The sequence below is a fragment of the Mucilaginibacter sp. genome, from assembly GCF_041088075.1.
GTDB lineage: Bacteria > Bacteroidota > Bacteroidia > Sphingobacteriales > Sphingobacteriaceae > Mucilaginibacter_A.
The window spans coordinates 1-19655 of sequence record NZ_JBGCVY010000072.1 but is presented as its reverse complement, the minus strand read 5'-3'; the positions used below and the strand labels follow the sequence as shown (position 1 = coordinate 19655).

Annotated in this window: 15 protein-coding genes; 7 read left to right on the top strand and 8 right to left on the bottom strand. The window is 42.6% G+C overall.

Annotated elements, in window-relative coordinates:
- Nucleotides 1-95: 95 nt before the first annotated feature.
- From V5804_RS17495 to V5804_RS17480, 4 genes are all read right to left on the bottom strand, one after another.
- The gene (locus V5804_RS17495) at nucleotides 96-1448 is read right to left on the bottom strand and encodes a Gfo/Idh/MocA family protein (protein WP_369592704.1); all 1353 of its coding nucleotides are present in this window, start codon (nucleotides 1446-1448) and stop codon (nucleotides 96-98) included.
- A gap of 8 nt (nucleotides 1449-1456) precedes the next feature.
- On the bottom strand, nucleotides 1457-2158 hold the full coding sequence (locus V5804_RS17490) for a DUF1080 domain-containing protein (RefSeq protein ID WP_369592703.1): 702 nt from the start codon (nucleotides 2156-2158) through the stop codon (nucleotides 1457-1459).
- Between the two features lie 276 nt (nucleotides 2159-2434).
- Nucleotides 2435-2920 carry a DUF4112 domain-containing protein gene (locus V5804_RS17485; RefSeq protein ID WP_369592702.1) on the bottom strand — a complete coding sequence of 162 codons (486 nt, stop codon included), beginning with the start codon at nucleotides 2918-2920 and terminating at the stop codon, nucleotides 2435-2437.
- A gap of 194 nt (nucleotides 2921-3114) precedes the next feature.
- On the bottom strand, nucleotides 3115-4662 hold the full coding sequence (locus V5804_RS17480) for a redoxin domain-containing protein (protein ID WP_369592701.1): 1548 nt from the start codon (nucleotides 4660-4662) through the stop codon (nucleotides 3115-3117).
- Between the two features lie 99 nt (nucleotides 4663-4761).
- Between V5804_RS17480 and V5804_RS17475 the strand changes: the two genes are divergently transcribed.
- From V5804_RS17475 to V5804_RS17465, 3 genes are all read left to right on the top strand, one after another.
- Nucleotides 4762-5451 carry a pseudouridine synthase gene (locus V5804_RS17475; RefSeq protein WP_369592700.1) on the top strand — a complete coding sequence of 230 codons (690 nt, stop codon included), beginning with the start codon at nucleotides 4762-4764 and terminating at the stop codon, nucleotides 5449-5451.
- A 102-nt stretch (nucleotides 5452-5553) separates the two neighbouring features.
- On the top strand, nucleotides 5554-5967 hold the full coding sequence (locus V5804_RS17470) for a hypothetical protein (protein WP_369592699.1): 414 nt from the start codon (nucleotides 5554-5556) through the stop codon (nucleotides 5965-5967).
- A gap of 324 nt (nucleotides 5968-6291) precedes the next feature.
- Complete coding sequence (locus V5804_RS17465; protein ID WP_369592698.1) at nucleotides 6292-6582, top strand: hypothetical protein; 291 nt, start codon at nucleotides 6292-6294, stop codon at nucleotides 6580-6582.
- Between the two features lie 15 nt (nucleotides 6583-6597).
- Here V5804_RS17465 and V5804_RS17460 read toward each other — a convergent pair whose 3' ends face one another.
- Entirely contained in the window at nucleotides 6598-8991 is a 2394-nt protein-coding gene (locus V5804_RS17460) for a mechanosensitive ion channel domain-containing protein (protein ID WP_369592697.1), read from the bottom strand.
- 291 nt (nucleotides 8992-9282) lie between these two features.
- Between V5804_RS17460 and V5804_RS17455 the strand changes: the two genes are divergently transcribed.
- Entirely contained in the window at nucleotides 9283-9477 is a 195-nt protein-coding gene (locus tag V5804_RS17455; protein WP_369592696.1) for a hypothetical protein, read from the top strand.
- Between the two features lie 270 nt (nucleotides 9478-9747).
- Nucleotides 9748-10716, top strand: coding sequence for an NAD(P)H-quinone oxidoreductase (locus tag V5804_RS17450; RefSeq protein WP_369592695.1), 969 nt, complete (start codon nucleotides 9748-9750; stop codon nucleotides 10714-10716).
- 393 nt (nucleotides 10717-11109) lie between these two features.
- Here V5804_RS17450 and V5804_RS17445 read toward each other — a convergent pair whose 3' ends face one another.
- The 3 genes from V5804_RS17445 to V5804_RS17435 form a co-directional block, all read right to left on the bottom strand.
- Nucleotides 11110-14412: a carboxypeptidase regulatory-like domain-containing protein gene (locus V5804_RS17445; protein WP_369592694.1), complete on the bottom strand. Its 3303-nt coding sequence runs from the start codon at nucleotides 14410-14412 to the stop codon at nucleotides 11110-11112.
- Between the two features lie 215 nt (nucleotides 14413-14627).
- Nucleotides 14628-15659, bottom strand: coding sequence for a PorP/SprF family type IX secretion system membrane protein (locus tag V5804_RS17440; protein ID WP_369592693.1), 1032 nt, complete (start codon nucleotides 15657-15659; stop codon nucleotides 14628-14630).
- Between the two features lie 97 nt (nucleotides 15660-15756).
- Nucleotides 15757-16995 carry a nucleoside recognition domain-containing protein gene (locus V5804_RS17435; RefSeq protein ID WP_369592692.1) on the bottom strand — a complete coding sequence of 413 codons (1239 nt, stop codon included), beginning with the start codon at nucleotides 16993-16995 and terminating at the stop codon, nucleotides 15757-15759.
- A 211-nt stretch (nucleotides 16996-17206) separates the two neighbouring features.
- Here V5804_RS17435 and V5804_RS17430 point away from each other — a divergent pair, with 211 nt between their 5' ends.
- Nucleotides 17207-19423, top strand: coding sequence for a heavy metal translocating P-type ATPase (locus tag V5804_RS17430; protein ID WP_369592691.1), 2217 nt, complete (start codon nucleotides 17207-17209; stop codon nucleotides 19421-19423).
- An 11-nt stretch (nucleotides 19424-19434) separates the two neighbouring features.
- A complete protein-coding gene (locus tag V5804_RS17425; protein ID WP_369592690.1) occupies nucleotides 19435-19632 on the top strand; it encodes a hypothetical protein in 198 nt (65 codons plus the stop codon).
- Nucleotides 19633-19655 lie beyond the last annotated feature (23 nt).

Genomic DNA, 19655 nt, shown 5'->3' with positions numbered 1-19655 from the left:
ATCAGAAGAAAATAAACAATACTTCTTTTATCAGCATAAAATCAGTAAACTTTTGATAACAAAAAGCCGGAACTAACTAAAGTTTCGGCTTTTCCTTAAACCTTAGGTTCCCAGCCAGGCTCGTAACTACGGCTCCATAATTTCTGTGCTTCCGGATCATTCAGGATGTAACCGTTTTTTGGGTCGAGATGCAAATCGCGGCCAACACGCCAGGAAATATTGCCCAATTGCATGGATAGCACACTTTTATAACCGGTTTCAACATCGCAGGTCGGGCGTTTATGGTTACGGATGGCATCCAGAAAGTTAGCCACATGCAGGCTGTCCATACCTAAGCTTGGGCTGGCAGTGTTTCTGCCTTGTAAGCCTGCACCTTCTGCTGTTTCTTGTTTTTTTACCTGTTTTACTAATTTACCGCTCAAGTCATACTGGGTGTAATCTTCGCCATCGGTATCCATACTGCCGTTATCGCCGTAAAAAATGATGCCGCGTTCGGCGCCTTCAATCTTTCTTCCGTTCGAGCTCCTGTTTTCCCACAGCAGCGATACACGGCCCGGATAATCCATCGTAACAATTTGTGTATCGGGCGTTTGCCAGTCGTCTTTAAACTGGTATCGGCCGCCAACCGAACTTACCCTTGTTGGAAAATCCACATTCAGTCCCCATCGCGCCATATCTACTTCGTGCGTGCCGTTGTTCAGTGCTTCGCCGGTGCCGTAATCCCAAAACCAATGCCAGTTGTAATGAATTAAACCGTCCTGGTAAGGTTTGCGTGGTGCCGGGCCTTGCCACAGGTCGTAGTTCAGCCAATCGGGAGCTGCAGCAGGTTTAAGGTAAGTGGCTTTGCGGTTGTTGGTGTACCAGGTTTTGGCCAGATAAACCCTGCCGATAACGCCATTGTGCAGTTCTTCGATACATTGTATGGCCAAAGGTGCAGATCGCCGCTGCGCGCCCATTTGTACAACCCGGTTATACTTTCTTGCTGCCTGCACGGCCAATTCCCCTTCGTGCGGGTTGTGGCTGAGCGGCTTTTCTACATACACATGCTTCCCTGCCTGGCAACCCATGATGGTCATTGGGGCGTGCCAATGGTCGGGCGTGGCGATGTAGATGGCATCAATATTTTTATCCTGCATCACTTTGCGGCAATCGCCTTCGCCTTTTGGCGCGTCAGTGCCGGTTATTGCCGCTACCGACTTTTGAACTTTGGGTATTGTCCTCGAATCCACATCACATACCGTATTGATTAGCAAATTTGGCTGACGCGCAAACGTGCCGGACATGCTGCCGCCCCTGCCGTTCAGCCCGATGATGGCCACATGGATACGGTCGTTGGCGCCAATAATCCTGTTGTAGCTAGATGCCGTAAAACTAAAAGCTTTGCTCCCAAGTGCAAGGCCGCCGGTAGTGATGGCCAGTTTTTTGATAAAATCGCGTCTCTTCTCCATATAACAATTTATTGCCTGATTTTTATATTTCTGAAATGAATTACCTCGCCGTGTTCCTGCAACAAAATGACTGAACGGTCAGCTTCGGCAAAACCTACAGTAGTTTTAAATTTGCTTTCGGCCACCATGCTTTTAAACTTTTCACTGCCGCGGTCATACGCCAAAATTTTCTTCCCGTTCAGCCAATGTTCTACATGCTTTCCTTTGGATAGAATGTGCATGTTGTTCCATTCGCCCAATGGGTTAACTTTTTTATCGGCGGACGGAGGCATGATATCGTAAAGGCTTCCAAGCGAGCGGTTGCCATTTTTGCCCATTTTTGCATCCGGGTGGTTTTCATCATCAATAAGCTGGTACTCGCAACCTAAAGACGTATTTTTAATTAAAAAACATTTAACGCCGCTGTTAGTCCCTTTTTCCAATTTAAAATCAAGGGAAAGGTCAAAATCAGTGTATTCTTTGGTGGTGATGATATCGCCGCCTTCACCATTTTCCAAGCTCACGCTCAGCACGCCGTTTTCTATTTTCCAGCCTTTTCCTGTAAAAGGCGTGCCGTTGGCTTTTTGCCATCCTTCAAATGTTTTTCCATCGAAAAGCAAAATCCAACCTTGTTTAATTTCTTTTTTAGTAAGATTAGGAAATTGTGCTTTTGATAGATTGATGCCGGTAAAACTTAGTGCCAATAGCAACAGGTATATTTTTAGGTTCATGATTGAAAAATTGTAAATTGTGTTTTTGGGTTTGATGCCTTTTTAAATTTTATCGAAGTTATTTTTGATGCTTCTTTTACCGTATAAAAATCATTGGTTCGTTTATTTTCTTTATCTGGAAAACAGTTAAAGATCAAATTTACCGGCATAAAAGAAGCATGCAAATTGTATCGGCATAAAGTTTAAACAAATCTTAAAATTTCAAGTGGTTTAGGTTTGTAGTTTCGGTTACTAAGCTATAAAATCTAACATTCATTTATCAGATTTTATTTCAAATTAAATCCAGCCAACAACCCATTTTGTGATGGCATAAAGCAAAAACAAAAATGCCGCAAAAAACACCAGCAGCACCAAAAACACCACAACCAAAACGCCGGTGCCTTGTCCCTGGTGTTTGCCTTCTTTGTAATGTTCTTTCAATAGTTTGATATTGCGCGAATTGGACTTGTAATAGAAATCAGAAATTTGCCCGACAAGCGGAACCGCGCCGATCAAAGCATCCACACAAATATTTACGACCATCAAAATCAAAACTTTCCTGCTTACGCCATGCCTCGCCATTACCCAAACCAAAGCTGCGCCGACTAAAAACCCGGAAATATCGCCGGCAACGGGGATCAAATTCATGATTGGGTCTAAACCAAAACGAAACTTTGTGCCGGGTATGCGAAATTTGTCGTCCAGCAAATTGGCCATATATTCTACCCATTTTAATTTGCCGGTTAAATTTACTTGTTGCGGTTTGTTGTTGATGAAGGGCATCGGAAGCGGTTAAAATAAGGTTATGCGATGGTAACAAATGTTTCTATATTTAGTTGTCCAAGAAAGGTTAATGCCGGACCTGGCAAACTTGATCTTACCATTTGTTAACGCCATTTTTAAATTTAATAACTAATGTGCATATACTTCTTTTATTGCCCTAAATTTAATGTTGTTCATTTAGAAAAAACAACATATCAATCTTTAACAGCCAGCATTTCTTTAATCATCAGTTCAAGGGTTCGTTCGTTATTTGCATCAATTTTGAAATTTGAAAATATAATATGCCCTTTTTGGTCTATTAGATAACTTGTCGGCACTGCATCGGCTGTTAGATTTCCTTTGTTCCTGCTTATATCATCATGCAACGGTGTGAAGCTGTAACCACCTGCCTTTAAAAAAGGCAGAACAAAATCATTTTGAATTGGATCGAGGTTTAAAGCCAGATAGGCAACTTTTGTGCTGTCAAACTTTTTAATTACATTCTCAAAATGTTTAAACTGTTCCTTGGACTGAAAAGAAGCAGGTTCCCAATAGGTAAGCAAAACTACTTTGCCTTTATAATCTGACAAGCTGGATTTTTTAGGCGACAAATAACCGTCCAAGTGAAAATCAGTTGCAGGTTTTGCTGAACTATCCCGAAACTTTCGAATATTTCTTGCAACGCTGTTGCTGTCTATGCCAAGTTTCTTTCCATATTTAAAAAGTGCTTCGTGTAAGCGGTCAGAAGGTTTGCTGGTGTAAAATACAGACAGGCTGTCGTATGCTATGAGAGTTTGTTTGTTTGCATCGGCTGCTTCTGCTTTAAAAAGTGCCAAAGTTTCTTTTGCAAGGATGTGCCGGTTAAACATTACATTATCTAAACTTACCTTGTTTAAAAGTGTTAACGCTTGTCCCGCCTGGTTTTCAGTTATGAGTTTCCTGGCCTGTAAAAAAGCAGTTGCAACTTTGAACTTTTCGTTCCAAGCATCTTGGAAAAGCTTGTCTTCCAAAACCATAGTAAGCCCAAGTTCAAAAGCCTGATCGGGGTCTGTGTTCAGCAACAGGTCAAAATAAGCAGCAGTGTTGGCCAGGTACCAATAGGTAAGGTTGTTTGTTTTTCTATTGTATAGTTGCCGGTAATAAGCTAACTTCTGTGCTTTTATAGTTGAATTTTCTTCTAGCCATAACAAAGACAATGCGCCATACTCATGGTTTGGAAAACGCCTGGCTACCTGTAGGGAAAGTGAGTCATAACGATTGAAGTCAGTGTTTTTAAATGAAAAAGCGTAAGTAAATGCATATTCTGCATTGGAGGGGTCAAAACGGATGGCTTTTTTTAAGTATTCCTGTTCTGCCAAGGTATTGTTTGTGTAGTGCGCGTATTTCGAAAGCATGTACCAAGTTTCAGCTTTGGTGGGATTAAGGATGCTTGCACGAAGCAAAAAAGGTTCAGACTTAGGGTTTTTTTCCCGCATATAGGCTTCTCCGGCTGCAAAAGGGACGACATAATTTTGAGGGAATTGCTTCACCCATGTTTCGTACTGGTCTTCGAAAGTTGAATTATTTATCTTATTGCTGCCGTTTCTATAAAAAAAACTAACATAAGCCTGATGCGCTTCCAAATTTGAAGGGTTAGCTTCTACTTTGGCCCGAAGTTTTTGCATTTCCGTTTGCTGGGCAAGTGTAAATTTTGAACTATTTTGAGCTTGCAGCTTTAAAACAAACAGGCTGATTAAAACTAAAATTACGATTATCCTTTTCATAACTAAATTTTTAGGAAAATTACATATTAATTTATCCTTTCAAACAACAATACTTCTTTTATTGCCCTAAATTTGGCGTCCATAAAAAACAACCAACCCTTGCCTTTAGAAATTTTATTCCGAGATGAACATTTGGTGGCCATCAACAAGCCGCATGGTTTGCTGGTGCACCGGTCATCCATTGCGCGCGATGCAGAAGAGTTTGCCTTGCAATTGTTAAAAAACCAGCTTGGCCAATGGGTAAACCCGGTGCACCGGCTCGACCGCAAAACCAGCGGTGTTTTGCTTTTTGCATTGGACAAGGAAACCGAAAAAGCCATGCAGCAGCAATTTGCCGGAAACAAGGTGCAAAAGAAGTACCTGGCCATTGTGCGCGGCCACACGCCCGATTCGGAAGAAATTGATTATCTTTTGCGCAAGGAAAACGGCACATTGCAGGATGCTTTTACCGCTTATACAACCTTGCAACGGGCAGAACTGGATGTTCCGCTCGGCGCACATTTAACCTCCCGTTATTCTTTGGTTGAAGCAAAACCTACAACCGGAAGAATGCACCAGTTACGCAAACATTTCAGCCATATTTTTCATCCCATTATTGGCGACAGAACCCATGGCTGCAACAAACAAAACCGCCTGTTTAAAACTGAATTTGAAATGGACACGATGTTGCTGCACGCTTCTGAATTATTTTTTCAACATCCGGTTACGGGAATGCAAGTTCAAATCAAAGCAAACTTACAACCTGAGTTTTTACGGATGATGAAATTGATCGGTTGGCAGCAGGCTTAATTTTATGCGGTAAAAGAAGCATCAATTGTTACAATTTAAATCTTGTTTTTTTTGTTAAACCCAATACAATTATTATTGATGGTGCTACTTGAAAAGATTTTTGTGAAAAAGAAAAATTACCCAACCCGGTTTATTTTGATACTGTTTTTATCATGCTTAATTTTTGCCTGTAAAAGAAGCATCAACCAACAATCGCACCGCGAATACGATCAAACTTTGGTACAAACTTTAGATAAGTTGGAACAAAAGTATGCCAACAAAAAAGTAAGGGTAAACACTTGGAACAACAAAGCCGGGGCTTATCAGGATATTGCTGTTTTGAATGCCGATGAACTTCCAACCAAACAAATTTTGACTATTGGCGATAGTGTGCAATTTATTGGCATTGATTTAAACCATACAAATGGCATTTTGGCAAAAATAAAATACAGCAACAACCAAACTGGTTATATCCCATACAATTACGTAGAAGAATTTGAACCTGCCGCTTTAATTGACCCTGATTTAAAGGATTGAAAAAATTTTAAAACAACAAACAGATTCATTGAAAACAGGTTATATCTTTTTTTGGTGGGTTTATCCTATTTGTATTTTGCTTTTTCTTATAACAATCGTTTTGTAAAACAAAAAACTTATTTCAAAAACCATTAATATTACTTTTAAACTAACGGTAGTAATGTAATGATATAATATTGAGATAATTATATTTGTTTTTGTAATACATTTAAGCTCTACCTGCACAATATATGTTTTATCAGGTAGAAAAAATAATTATTTGCTGTTGCGCCGGTAGGAATGGGCCTTTAATTAATTATAATAAAATTTTTTAAATGACATGATATGGAAACACAAGATACCTCTTATTTAGGAGTCGAACTAAAATTGCGCTATTTTGAAGAGTTTAAAATATGCGGGCTTCCGATACCTCCATTCAGCAAAGGTTCGGGCTTTGTTTTGAAGTTTGACAATGCCGAATGTTACCTCAATTACAGGACTGCATTGAAAGCAATTTTATACGAGCTTGACCTTGCAGACCCTAAAAATGCCAACTATGAAATCCAACACAGTAAAGCCCTGATCAAATATATTTTGTACCTCATGAGAGAGGAACTGTCAAAAAGGCAAAATTAAAAACCGCTATTCCGCTTACATCATTTTAATGCCTTTTTCTTTAAAATGGATAAACAATTGTTCGAGCATTTTTCCTTTAAAACTGTTTTCGGTATAAACGCTGCTGATCCAAACCAACAGCTTTAATTCGATACTATCGGCAGCAATTGCGTTAAACAAAATCTCTACCGGTGTATTTTTTACGGTGTCTTCTGCTTTTCCAACTTCGTCTTCAATAATCTTTTTTACGCTATCCAAGTCTGCATCGGCGTTTATTTTAAACAGCATTTCGCTTCTTAAATATGTGTTGCTTAACGTCCAATTTACCAGCCTTCCCGACAATAAATCGCCGTTGGGAACGATCACTTCCGATCCTTGTTGCGTCAACATCCTGCTGGCGCGGATGCCAATGTCCAATACTTTGCCTTTTTTATCGGCCAATTCTATAAAATCTCCAACTTGGAACGGCTTTTCAAAAATCAGGATAATGCCCGATACAAAATTGTTTACAATAGTTTGCATCCCCAGCCCAATACCAACACTCAAAGCACCAAGCACAATGGTTAATTTATCGAGTTGAATGCCCGAAGCAGTAACCGCCAAAAAAAACCCAACTAAAATAATGACCAGCCGGATCAAGGCCAATTTTGAACTTTTATGTTCGGTTTTGCCCATAAAAGTCGGGCTTTCTTCGCCCAGCAAAACACCAACATTTTTTTGCAGCCAATTGGCCAAGTAAATAATAATACCGAAAAGCAGGATGTTTCCAAGGGTATAATTGATACTGCCCAAAGCATGTTGCTTGTTGAGCATTTTTTCTATAATGCTAAATAATGCGCCCGAGAAATTGAGGTTGATGAAAAACACCAGCAGCCAAAGCAAAATGGCAACAATAGAAAGTGCTTTGCGGAAGGCTTTGCGGACTTTCCGGAAATTGATTTTTGAGAAAATGCCTTCTGTGGAGGAACTGATTTGGATTTGAAGTTCGAGTGCTTCGGAAAAAATGTGCACCAAAACGGCCAGCCCGACAATTTGCGTAAGCGAAACAATAGCAGTTTGACTGAATACTTTTGCCAGACTGATACGACCAAAAAGATTGAGCAGCACGGCAAAACCATTCAGCAAAAAGAATATGCCAATTACCGGTTTTAAATACTTTTTGGCGATCACCACGCGGTCTATCCTTTTATAAAAAACAAAACCCAAATAGATAGAACCAAGGTTGAGCAGGATGAGAACGCTTCTTAAAATCAAACCATAATTAATTACGGCAATTGTTACCGTTATGGCTGCATAAAAAGCCGAAATAAGCAGCCAGAACTTAAACTTTTGCGGATCAATACGTTTACGGAAAAACAGCGTGAGCACCACCAGCAGCACCAACTGTACAAGTTCAATGTAGGAGGGAGGGGAATCCGGCTCAAACAGCGGTGCCATGCTCAGCACTACAATTAGCGTAGCCAAAACAGGAACGGCACTAATGTAGCCAAACTTTAAACCCGTAAGTTTTGGGTTTGCCGGAAACTTGTTGACGACTTTGAAATTGCGAAAAACCCAGATAAAAAAAGCAATGCCAAAAAGGATGAGCAGCAGCCGGTTGTCCCAGGTGTTGTTGATAAAGTAGGATAGAATACGGTTTTGCCCCTGGTAAGAAGAGCGGAACAGGCTGCCCAAATTGGTAGTGGTGGTAACGGGCGGTGCCGACCATAAATAAGGCGATTCTTTGCTAAAGGCGTTTTGGTCTGATGCTTTTATCTTTTCGCGGATGTTGGACTGCAAATCGTTTGTTTCAAAATAGAGCGAGGAAACCTCGGCCAGCAAACTGCCTACACTGTCTAAACTTGCCGTGGTAGTTTTGCCCGTTTGTTGCAGTTGCAGGCGCAGGTTTTGCAGTTGGCTGCTGTAAAGGCTTTTTTGCGTGGTGTCGCTTTCGGCAGAAGTTAAAATTGTATCGGCACTAAAACGGACAATTTGCTGCGACATTTGCCTCAAATTATTGTTGTAGGCCGAAAGCGTGGTGCGCCAGTCGGCCAACTGGCTTTGTTCGTTTTTTAAAATATTCTGGTAGCTCAGCAGCGTTTTTGTTTCGATAATGCGTGTCGAGCCAACCATGTCTTCTTTTATTTCGGCAATGTTGGCTTGCACTTCCGGTAGTTCGGCACGGATTTGTGCCAGATTGTAGCCTGTTTTATTATGCGAATTGATTTGCTCGATGGCGTTTTTTGCTTGCCCGATACGAAAAAGCAAAGTATCCGGAACAACATGGTTTGCAGCGGCAGCTTTGGGCGGAAGCGTAGTTTTGACGGAATCGAATGCTGTTTTTACCGGCATATTTTCTTGCCCGGCTGCCATTTTCGGCACAACCAAAAACAGGAAACCGAGACAAATAAAAACCAACTTGTACAACAATGATAAGCGCGGGTAAACCATTTTTTTAAAAACCGTTTGTGTTTAACGTAATGCTATTAGCTGCAAAGTTTGGTTTTTGTTTGTCTTCAACCAACAATAAAAACTGCAAAACAGGATTACAAGTTTAAAATTTTGCACAAGTAAAAAGAAGGGATAAAAGAAGCATTTATGTTGTTACAAGCATTATAAATGCTGTTCAAATTGTGTCCTTTTCGGTTACTTGTGCTTAAAACAAGGATAGGTTTTTTTTCGATAAGCTAAACCATAAGCTGAAAAAACCGTATCAACTGGTTTAAACTAAATTATCAATTTATGAAAAAAGCGTTATTGTCAATGCTAATTTGCGCCATTTCCATGGCTTCTTTTGCACAGCAAAAAGTTGCAAAAGATGAAGTAAAAGTTAAAAAAACTACAACTGTTCCACAAAAACTGCACAATGTTTTTAGCAAACACAAACACTACAGCGGCACAAAAGTGAAGCATGTAAAAAAAGTAGAAAAATCTTGATTCTGATTTAAACCGGGTTTAAAGCAGGCTGCCCAACAAGGCGGCCTGTTTTGTTTATTTCTATTAACACTGATTTTATGCCGATAAAAGAAGTATGCCTTGTTTTGAATAAACCTTTATCGTGATTTTGCCTCTTGGTTCCGAAAAAATATTATCAAAACCAAGTTGCATTAGCGGAACAACGGATGCTTCTTTTATCGCCTAAAAATCTACAACAGAAACAATCGCTTGGATTAAATAGTTCTGGAAACAGAAATCGAACTTATTTTAATGAAAGCCATCGTCATCACCAATCCCGGCGGACCGGAAGTTTTAAAATTGCAGGAACGCGATACGCCTCAACCCAAACCAAACGAAGTTTTGATCCGGGTAAAAGCAGCAGGCGTAAACCGGCCGGATGTTTTTCAGCGGAAAGGAAATTATCCGCCGCCGGCAAACGCGCCACAGGATATTCCGGGCTTGGAAGTGGCCGGAATTATAGAAGAAAAAGGCCCGGAAGTAACACAATGGAATGTAGGCGATGCGGTTTGTGCCTTGTTAAATGGCGGTGGGTATGCAGGGTTTGCGGTGGCTGAAGCAGCACAATGTTTGCCGGTGCCAAAAGGCTGGTCGTTTGTGGAAGCTGCATCATTGCCCGAAACTGTTTTTACGGTTTGGCAAAATGTTTTTGAGCGTGGAGGTTTAAAAGCAGGCGAAAAATTTTTGGTTCATGGCGGCAGCAGCGGCATCGGGATTACGGCGATACAATTGGCCAAAGCTTTTGGCGCCGAAGTTTATGCCACCGCCGGCAGCGATGATAAATGCAAAGCTTGCGAAGATTTAGGTGCTAAAAGAAGCATCAACTATAAAACAGAAGATTTTGAGGAAGTTTTAAAAGATATTGGCATTGATGTAATTTTGGATATGATTGGCGGCGGTTACATCGAAAAAAACATCCGGCTTTTAAACCCGGACGGCCGCCTGGTTTACATCAACGCAATGAACGGCAGCAAAGCGGAAATTGATGTTCAGGAGATTATGAGAAAACGGCTCACGCTCACCGGCAGCACATTGCGCAATCGCGATGCTGTTTTTAAGGCACAATTATCGGCATCAATTTTAAAAAACGTTTGGCCGGTTTTAGAATCCGGAAAATTTAAACCGGTGGTTTATAAAACTTTTAAACTGGAAGATGCCGCCGCCGCGCATCAGTTGATGGAAAGCAGCGAACATATTGGGAAGATTATGCTGGAGGTTTAGTCATGCTGAATTTGTTTCAGCATCCCTCGTGATTGGTACTTCTTTTATCAGCATAAAATCAATGTCCTGAAAGATTCTGAAACAAGTTCAGGATAACAAAACTTGCAGAAGTCAAATTACCACAAAACCAAAAAACCGGCCATAATTAAACTGCCGGTTTTTTAGGTGCTAAAAGAAGCATTGAAAGCTGTGATTTTGTCATTTCCGATCCAAACGCAGGAATCTTATTTCAGCCCAATGCTTCTTTTACCACCTAAAAATTGAAGTGAGAATTTTTTAAATTTCAAAGAAGATTTCTCCCTACGGGCGAAATGACAACACGACACAGGTTTCCCACAAAAACAAAAACCGGCCATAATTAAACTGCCGGTTTTTTAGGTGCTAAAAGAAGCATTAAAAGCTGTAGCGCAAACCAAACTGCATTTGCCATCTCGAAGCAAAAGGGTCAACGGCGTAAGGCACGCCCGGATCGCGGAAAGTGTAAATCGGATACGTAGTTGAAGCGTTTGCAAAAGCTGGCGTAGCAGTTCCAACTTTTGATAAACCAACGCTTGAAGTCGAGTTGAACGTGTTTGGAGAGAAATAATAATGTCCCCAGGCTTTGTTCAGCAAGGCAGTCAGGTTGATGATATCATAAGTAAACGTGATGGTTTGTTTGTGTTTTGTGCCGAAGTTGAAATCCTGCGAGAAGCGGAAATCAGCCTGCGTGTTCCAAGGTGTCCGTGCCGCGTTACGTTCGGTAAACTGGCCGCGGCGGGTTTTGAGGTAATTGTCAGCATCAATAAAAGCATCAAAAGCATTGGCCTGGGCCTGTTGTGTGGCAGTTGGCGTGTTTGGCGTTGTGCTAAAGAATTTAATGGTTTCGCCGGCATTCGGAATGTAAGCTAAGTTAACCTGCTGACCGGTTCCGTTGATAGCAGTATTGTAGAAACCAAAAGTATAAGGCGTACCGGATTGCGCGCTAAAGAAGATAGAGAAGTTAGACACAAACGTTTTTGAAGGAGACACAAAATGGTAATTCAACGTAGAAACAATGCGGTGGCGGATATCAAAATTAGAATAAGCGGCCTGCGGATTGTTCGGGTTTAAAGCCTGGTTCAACTGCCAGTTAGATTCCATCGAGTTACGGATCCCGTTGGTAACATCTTTGGATTTGCCATAAGTGTAAGCGCCGTTAACGGTAAAACCGAAAGGAAAGGATTTTTCTATTTGCCCGGTCAAACTGTAACGCGAACCTTGATTGGTGTTAGAAAGTTCGTAAGCGTTGGTGTACAACGGGTTGATTTTTGTATTGTCAAAAATAGGTTGTAAGTGTTGTGTATCGTAAGGATAATAAGTAACGCGATCGGTAGTATTCACTTGCTTAAATACCAAATCATGGATTACTTTGGTGTAAATTCCTTCCACCGTAAATTTCCATTGGTCAGCAGTTTTAACATCTAAAGCTAAACTGCTCCGCCAAACTTGCGGCATTTTGAAATTGTTGTCAATTAAATCTACTTGTGTTGGGCCGGAAGGGCTGGTGTCAAATGCCGGACCACCAGTTTTTGGATCTTTTTGCTGATTCACAAAACCTAAACCGCCGTTTGCTGGAGCCTGAACAGGATTTGTGCCGGGCGTAATCGGGTTTGTTGTCGTATTGATACCGTTTTTATCATAAGCGCCATAAGTAACGCCATTGTTATAAAAAGCATAACCAAACCAGGCAAAAGGGATACGGCCGGTAAAAGTTCCGCTGCCGCCGCGCAAAACCAAACTTTGGTCGCCGTTTACATCATAATTAAAAGAAACGCGCGGGTTAACTTCTACATTGTTTAAATATTTGTTGGTGATGTCTTTTGGCTTTGTGTAAGTATAAGTTGTGCCGTAATTAGGGTCAACCGGCGCATTGGTTGTTTTGGTGCTTAAAGGTTGTTTATTAGGCACGTTGGCATAATCCAACCGGACGCCGGCCGTCAGTTTAAAATTATCCGTTAAGTTGATCTCATCCTGGCCATACAAACTCAGCAAATTCACTTTAAACTTTGCCGAAGGATTGTTCAAAATATAATCACGCGTGTTATCGGTATAATTGTAATTGTTACGAACGCGGAATGGCTGGTTATTTAAAAAGTTGGCAATGCTGCTGTAGCTGTCGCGGCCGTTCCAGGCGTTCACAAAGTTGTAGGTAATGTTGTAAAATTCGTTGTGCGTGCCAAAAGTAAAGGTGTTTTTACCGGTTGTTAAAGTCAGGTTATCGGTAAATTCGGTGGTTTTTTGGTGCATATCAAAAATGGCAGCTTCGCGGTCTGTTCCCATAAAAATGGTTGAACCTGGCGAATTACCGGTTATTTCAATTTGCGGCAGGGCAGGGTTGGAGTTCGGGTCGCGGTAATCATGTACGCTCGAATAACCAAATACCAAACTGTTGTTGATATTGTTGCTGATTTTTGATTTCAACTCACCAACCGTGGATGAAGAGTTGTTGTGCGAAGTATAATCAATCCCGCTAAAACGAAAGTTGAAGTTATCGCGCTCTAAGTTGGTGGCGGTAGAAGTGATGTAATTGTTGCGGATGGTCAACTGGTTGTTATCGTTGATGTTCCAATCCAAACGGTTAAAAAATTTGTTGGAGCGTGAATAGATATTGGTATTCTCGTACGTTCCCGGACTGATGCCGCCCGTATATTTTGTAAAAGCGGCAGCCAGGTTTTGGGCGTCCGTTACAGAAAGGATATTGGCCGAACCGGCACTTCCGGCACCAAAAATAACCGGGTCCTGGCGGCGGGTGATTTCTTCGTTTGTAAAGAAGAACAATTTGTTTTTGATGATGGGGAAACCAACACGGAAACCGGTTTGGTATTCGTGGAAATCGCTTGGTTCTTTGGATTTATCGCCGCCCACATTAGTTGGGATATTATTTCTGCCGATCAAAGAAGCATTCCGGCCAAAACCATAAACCGAACCGGTAACGGTGTTGGTACCGCTGCGGGTAACGGCATTGATACTTCCGCCCAAAACGTTGCCGATTTTAATATCATAAGGCGCCACGTAAACCTGGATGTCCTGGATCGCATCAATCGAAACCGGATTGGTACGCGTGCTGCTTCCAACTTGCCCGGATTGGTTGGTCTGGCCGCCGGTGGAAGGGCTAAAACCGATGGCATCGTTGTTGATCGCGCCATCAATCGTTACGTTGTTGTACCGAAAGTTGGTTCCCTGGAAAGAGTTGTTGCTGCTTTGCGGCGTGGTGCGGGTTAAATCCTGCAAGCTGCGTGTTACTGTTGGTAAATTACGGATTTGGCTTTGGCTGATCCTGGTTCCGGCGCCTGTTTTTGGCGCACCGGCTACTGATCGAACGGTTACTTCTTTTAATGCAGTAGTTTCGTCGGCCATCGTAAAATTATAAGTGGCGTTGCCCAAACTCAAGGCAACATCGGTACGTTCAATTTTTTTAAAACCAACATAAGTTAAGGTGATGGTATAAGGGCCGCCCGCATTTATGTTGGGCAACGTGTAACGGCCGTCGGCATTGGTTTGTGTGCCGTAACGGGTGCCGGTACTGGTGTTTACGGCAACTACAGAAACGCCGGGCAAGGTAACGCCTTTCGGATCTGAAACCCGGCCGCTGATTTGGGCACTGGTAATTTGGGCATTGATTTTTTCTGTTGAAAAGATGATCAAACAGGAAAAAATGAAAAGGTAAAGTTGCTTCATTTTGTTTGTGTAATTTGTACACAAAGGTTGATCGGCAACATTAACTCAATGTTAGAATCGTATTAACTAAACATCATTAACTTGTTAAGTTAATGTGAAGGGAAGTTGTTGTGAAATTTTATAATGCTTCTTTTACCGCATAAAAATCATTGAACTAAAACCTACTGATCATAAATTTTAAAACTTTTTATAAAATGAAAAGAGTTGGGTTGAAGCTAATAAAAATCATAACACCGCCGCGAACCCGGGAATTTTTTAGCGCCTTGGTCGCGGGCCGGGTTGCTGGTTTCGTAGCCCAAACTGCCTTCGGTAGAACCGGTGGAGTTGGTGTAATTGGTTTTGGAATAATTGGCATCCTGGCTCACGCCCAAACGCAGCTTTTCGCCCGAATCGCGGTTGATAAACAGGTCGAAAATTAATGTCAGCACAAAAGCTTCCTGTCCGGTGGTGGTGCTTGAGCGATACCACAAACCCGCATTAACGCCGCGCCTTTTATATTGAAGCCCAGCATTAATCGCCGTTACTTTTGCCTGGTTGTAAGCCACAATGGATGGGATAATGTACGAAGCGTCCGGGTCATCGTCATCGGCAAAACGGTCCATCGGCATCCGGTAACTGATATGGAAAGTAGAACGCATCGGCAATACGGCTTTTGCGCCGGTAAATGATTCGTTTGGCCGGTTAATGTGTTGCAACGCACCGCCAACCAGCAGGCGGTTTAAGGTAAGCGAAACCCCGGCTCCCGAATCGAAATAATATTTGTTGTTGTAGGACGGTTGTTCTATCAAAGATGCCTGGCCGGGAATAATACCGGTTGTGGCATCTAACTGATCCGAAAAAATGAGTTTGCTCCAGTCAATCACGCGGTTGGTTACGCCTCCCTGCAAGCCAAACGACAGCACGTAATCATCAGAACCAACACTGTATGAATACAAACCGGCAATATTGTTTTTGGTGAGGTAAGCAGTCCCTTCGGCAGAGCGTGTAAACATCAAACCGATACCGCCGCCAAAACGCGGCACGTTGTAATCTATAGAAGCCGTTAAATAGTTGAGTGTGCCGGGCAGCGAAGCCCATTGGTTCCGGTAAATCAGGTTCATGCGCAAATCGCCCTGAAACTGCCCGTTCAAAGCCGGGTTTAAGTACAAAGGCGAGTTGAAAAACTGCGAATACATATGGTCTTGCGCACGGGTTTTGGGTTGAAGCAAAAAAATGCACAGTAAAAGAAGTATCCCAACTTTTTTCATTTTCCTTTTCGAGGTACAAAAACCGGATTTCGGCTGAAATTTTTGTACGTCAGGAAGCCAAAATAGTTACCCCAATTTTATGCCGGTAAAAGAAGCATCAGCCAAAAAACAAATACGAAAGCAGGATGGCGGCAACCACACCGGCAAAATCAGCAATCAGCCCGGCGGGTATGGCATAGCGCGTTTTCTTGATCCCAACGGAACCAAAATACAAGGCAACAATATAAAAAGTAGTATCCGCCGAGCCATACAAAACGCTGGACAAATGGCCGATAAAACTATCCGTGCCAAAATGCCGCATGTTGTCCAGCATCATGGCCCGCGAACCGGCACCGCTCAATGGCCGCATAAAACCGATGGGCAAAACTTCGGTAAAACGCGTGTCCATGTTAAAATGGCCAAATCCCCATTTAAAAATATCCACCAGATAACCTAACGCGCCCGAAGCACGAAAAACGCTGATGGCAGCCAGCATGGCCACCAGATAAGGAATGATGCGGAAAGAAGTTTCCAGCCCGCCTTTGGCACCTTCAATAAAAACCTCAAACACGTTTACTTTTTTCCGCAGCGCGCCGAGGATAAACAAAACCGGAATCAACAGTAAAATCAAATTGCTGGCCACTTTAGAGACTTCGCTAATCTGTTGTTTATCCAAATACAATTTAAAATAAGCAACCAAAGCCGCCAGAAACAAGGTGATGCCGCCGAGCCAGCCCAAAACTACCAGATCCAACAGTTTCAGTTTCTGCTTGTAAGCCACGGCCAGCAAACCGGTTAGAGTTGCAACATAAGTGGCGATAATGCAAGGAAGAAAAATATCCGTCGGGTCATGCGCGCCCAAGATAGCACGTTGCGCGATAATGGAAATTGGCAGAATGGTCAGGCCGGAAGCATGCAGCACCAAAAACATAATTTCCGCATTGGAGGCGGTGTCTTTTTCGGGATTCAATTCGTGCAGACTTTCCATCGCTTTTAAACCCAGTGGTGTGGCGGCATTATCCAAACCCAGCAAATTGGCCGAAAAATTCATCATCATCGCACCGTTTGCCGGATGGTTTTTTGGTACTTCGGGAAATAAACGGTGAAAAAACGGGCCAACCAAACGCGACAGAAAATTAATGGCGCCAGCCTTTTCGCCAACTTTCATGATGCCCAGCCAAAAAGCCATCGTACCAATCAAAGGCAAAGCAATATCCATCACGGAAGATTTGGTCGAATCAAAAATACCATCCACCAGCAATTTAAAGATTTCGGTATCGCCAAAAAAAATGAGCTTAATTAAGGCAATAAAAAAAGCAACGATAAAAAAAGAAACCCAAACGTAATTTAAAGCCATAAGCGGTGGATGGAAATTTGGGGTTTAAGATAGAGAAATTTGAATTGTATTTTAGGAAAGATCGAGCCGAGTAAATGCTGTGTATCACCTTTATCCTTTCACCTTCCAACCTTTCACCTTTTATCTCCTCAAAATCATATAAAAACAAACGGCAATCCTGTAAACTTCGCCCGGCGGCCAATGCTTAATTTTGCACGATAAAAGAAGCATCATGGAAAAAAACATCCTTCATAAAACTTATCCGGTAACGGGTATGAGTTGTGCTTCCTGCGCCATGAGCGTGCAAAGTACGGCAAACCAGGTTCCCGGCGTGGCGCAAGCAAACGTCAACTATGCCACACAGGCATTGGATATTTATTTCAACCCAAAGCAAACCGAACCGCAGCAAATACAAAAAGCCATCCAAAACGCCGGTTACGATTTGATTTTGGATGAAGAAAACGCCCTGAGCCAACAGGAAGAACAACAGGAAAAAGCCCTGGCTCAGCTTAAAAAACAAACTTGGGGCGCCATTTTATTGACCGTGCCTATTGTGCTGCTCGATATGGTTTTTATGCACTGGCATTGGGCAAACTTGCTGATGCTCGTGCTTACTTCAGTTGTGCTGTTTGTTTTTGGCAAAAGGTTTTTCATCAACGCCTGGAAACAGGCCAAACACTTTCACGCCAATATGGATACGCTGGTGGCCATTAGCACTGGCGTGGCTTATTTATTTAGTTTGTTCAACACCATTTACCCGGCTTTCTGGTTTTCGCGCGGCGTACAGGCACATGTTTATTTTGAAGCGGCTGCCGTGGTGATTACGTTTATTTTGATTGGAAAGCTGCTGGAAGAAAGAGCGAAATCCGGCACTTCGGCTTCGGTAAAAAAGCTGATGGGTTTGCAGGTGCGTACGGTTCGGGTAATCAGGAACGGCATAGAAACCGAGGTGGATATCAAAGCGGTGCAGGAAGGCGAGCTGGTCCGCATCAAACCCGGCGAACGTATTCCGGTGGATGGCGAAATTTATGAAGGAAATTCGTTTATTGATGAAGCGATGATGACCGGCGAACCAATGCCTGTTGCCCGAAAAGCAGGCGACGCAATTTTTGCCGGGACCATCAACCAAAAAGGAAGTTTTGTGCTGAAAGCCTTGAAAGTAGGCAACCAAACCATGCTTTCGCGGATGATCAAAGCCGTGCAAAATGCCCAGGGATCGAAAGCAAAAGTGCAAAAACTGGCCGACCAGATTGCATCGGTTTTTGTTCCGGTTGTGTTTGGCATCGCCATCATCAGTGCAATTGCCTGGTGGGTTTTTGGCGGAACGCAAGCATTTAGCCAGGGCTTGCTGGCTTTCGTTACCGTGTTGATCGTGGCTTGTCCGTGCGCTTTGGGTTTGGCAACACCAACGGCCATTATGGTTGGCGTGGGCAAAGGCGCGGAAAAAGGGATTTTGATCCGCGATGCAGAAACGCTGGAACGCGCTTATCGTGTCAATACGATTGTGCTGGATAAAACCGGAACCATCACCGAAGGAAAACCAAAACTGACTGCTTTAAACTGGAACAAAAACCTGGATTTGGAACAGCAAAAAGTTCTGGCGGGCGTGTTAATGGCTGCCGAACTACATTCCGAACATCCTTTGGCGGACGCCATTGTTGATTCTATACGGGTAAAAGAAGCATCGGCACAAACCGTTGCTGATTTTAAAAGTACAACCGGTGCAGGCATTGCAGTTATTTATCAAAACGAAAATTATCTTATCGGGAAGCCGGAATGGGTGCAGGAAAACAGTAATTTAACGGTTGATCAAACTCATTTTCCTGCTGCAAATGCTGCGGATACGGTTATTTATTTCGGCAAAAAAAATACTTTGCTGGCTGTATTAACTATTGCTGATGAAGTTCGGGCAAACGCTGCGGCTACCATTGCTAAACTCAAAAAATCCGGAATCGAAGTTTGGATGCTGACCGGCGATGCGGCTTCAACAGCAAAACACGTCGCTGCAAAAACCGGTATCGAAAATGTGGTTTCCGGCGTTTCCCCTTCCGGCAAGGCCGAACAAATCAAAAAATTGCAGCAGCAAGGAAAAGTGGTGGCGATGGCCGGCGATGGCATTAACGATGCGGAAGCGTTGGCAACGGCAGACGTATCTATTGCGATGGGTTTGGGTTCGGATATTGCGATGGATGTTGCCCGCATCACGCTGGTTTCTTCCAACCTGACTTTGTTGCCCGAGGTGTTTCAATTATCGGCACAAACCATCCAAACCATTAGACAAAACCTCTTTTGGGCTTTTATTTATAATGTGATCGCGATCCCGGTTGCAGCCGGTGCGCTTTATCCAATTTGGGGGATTTATTTGGATCCGATGTTTGCGGGAGCGGCGATGGCTTTAAGTTCGGTTTCTGTGGTGAGCAATAGTTTGAGGTTGAAGTGGAAAAAGTAAAATTATATACGATGGAAAAAGTAAAATTAGATTTGATTATAGAAAACCAAGGCGTTGAATTAACAGGAAGGGTGCTTTACAACGATAATTTGATTATAGACATCGCGCTAACATTGCCGGAATTGGAAAACAACATGAAAAAATTGCTTTTTGAATTTGAAGGGCTGCCGATTGAAAACATTGAGTTTGTACACATTTATGAGGCATGAATAAATACCGTTTTTATGCCGAT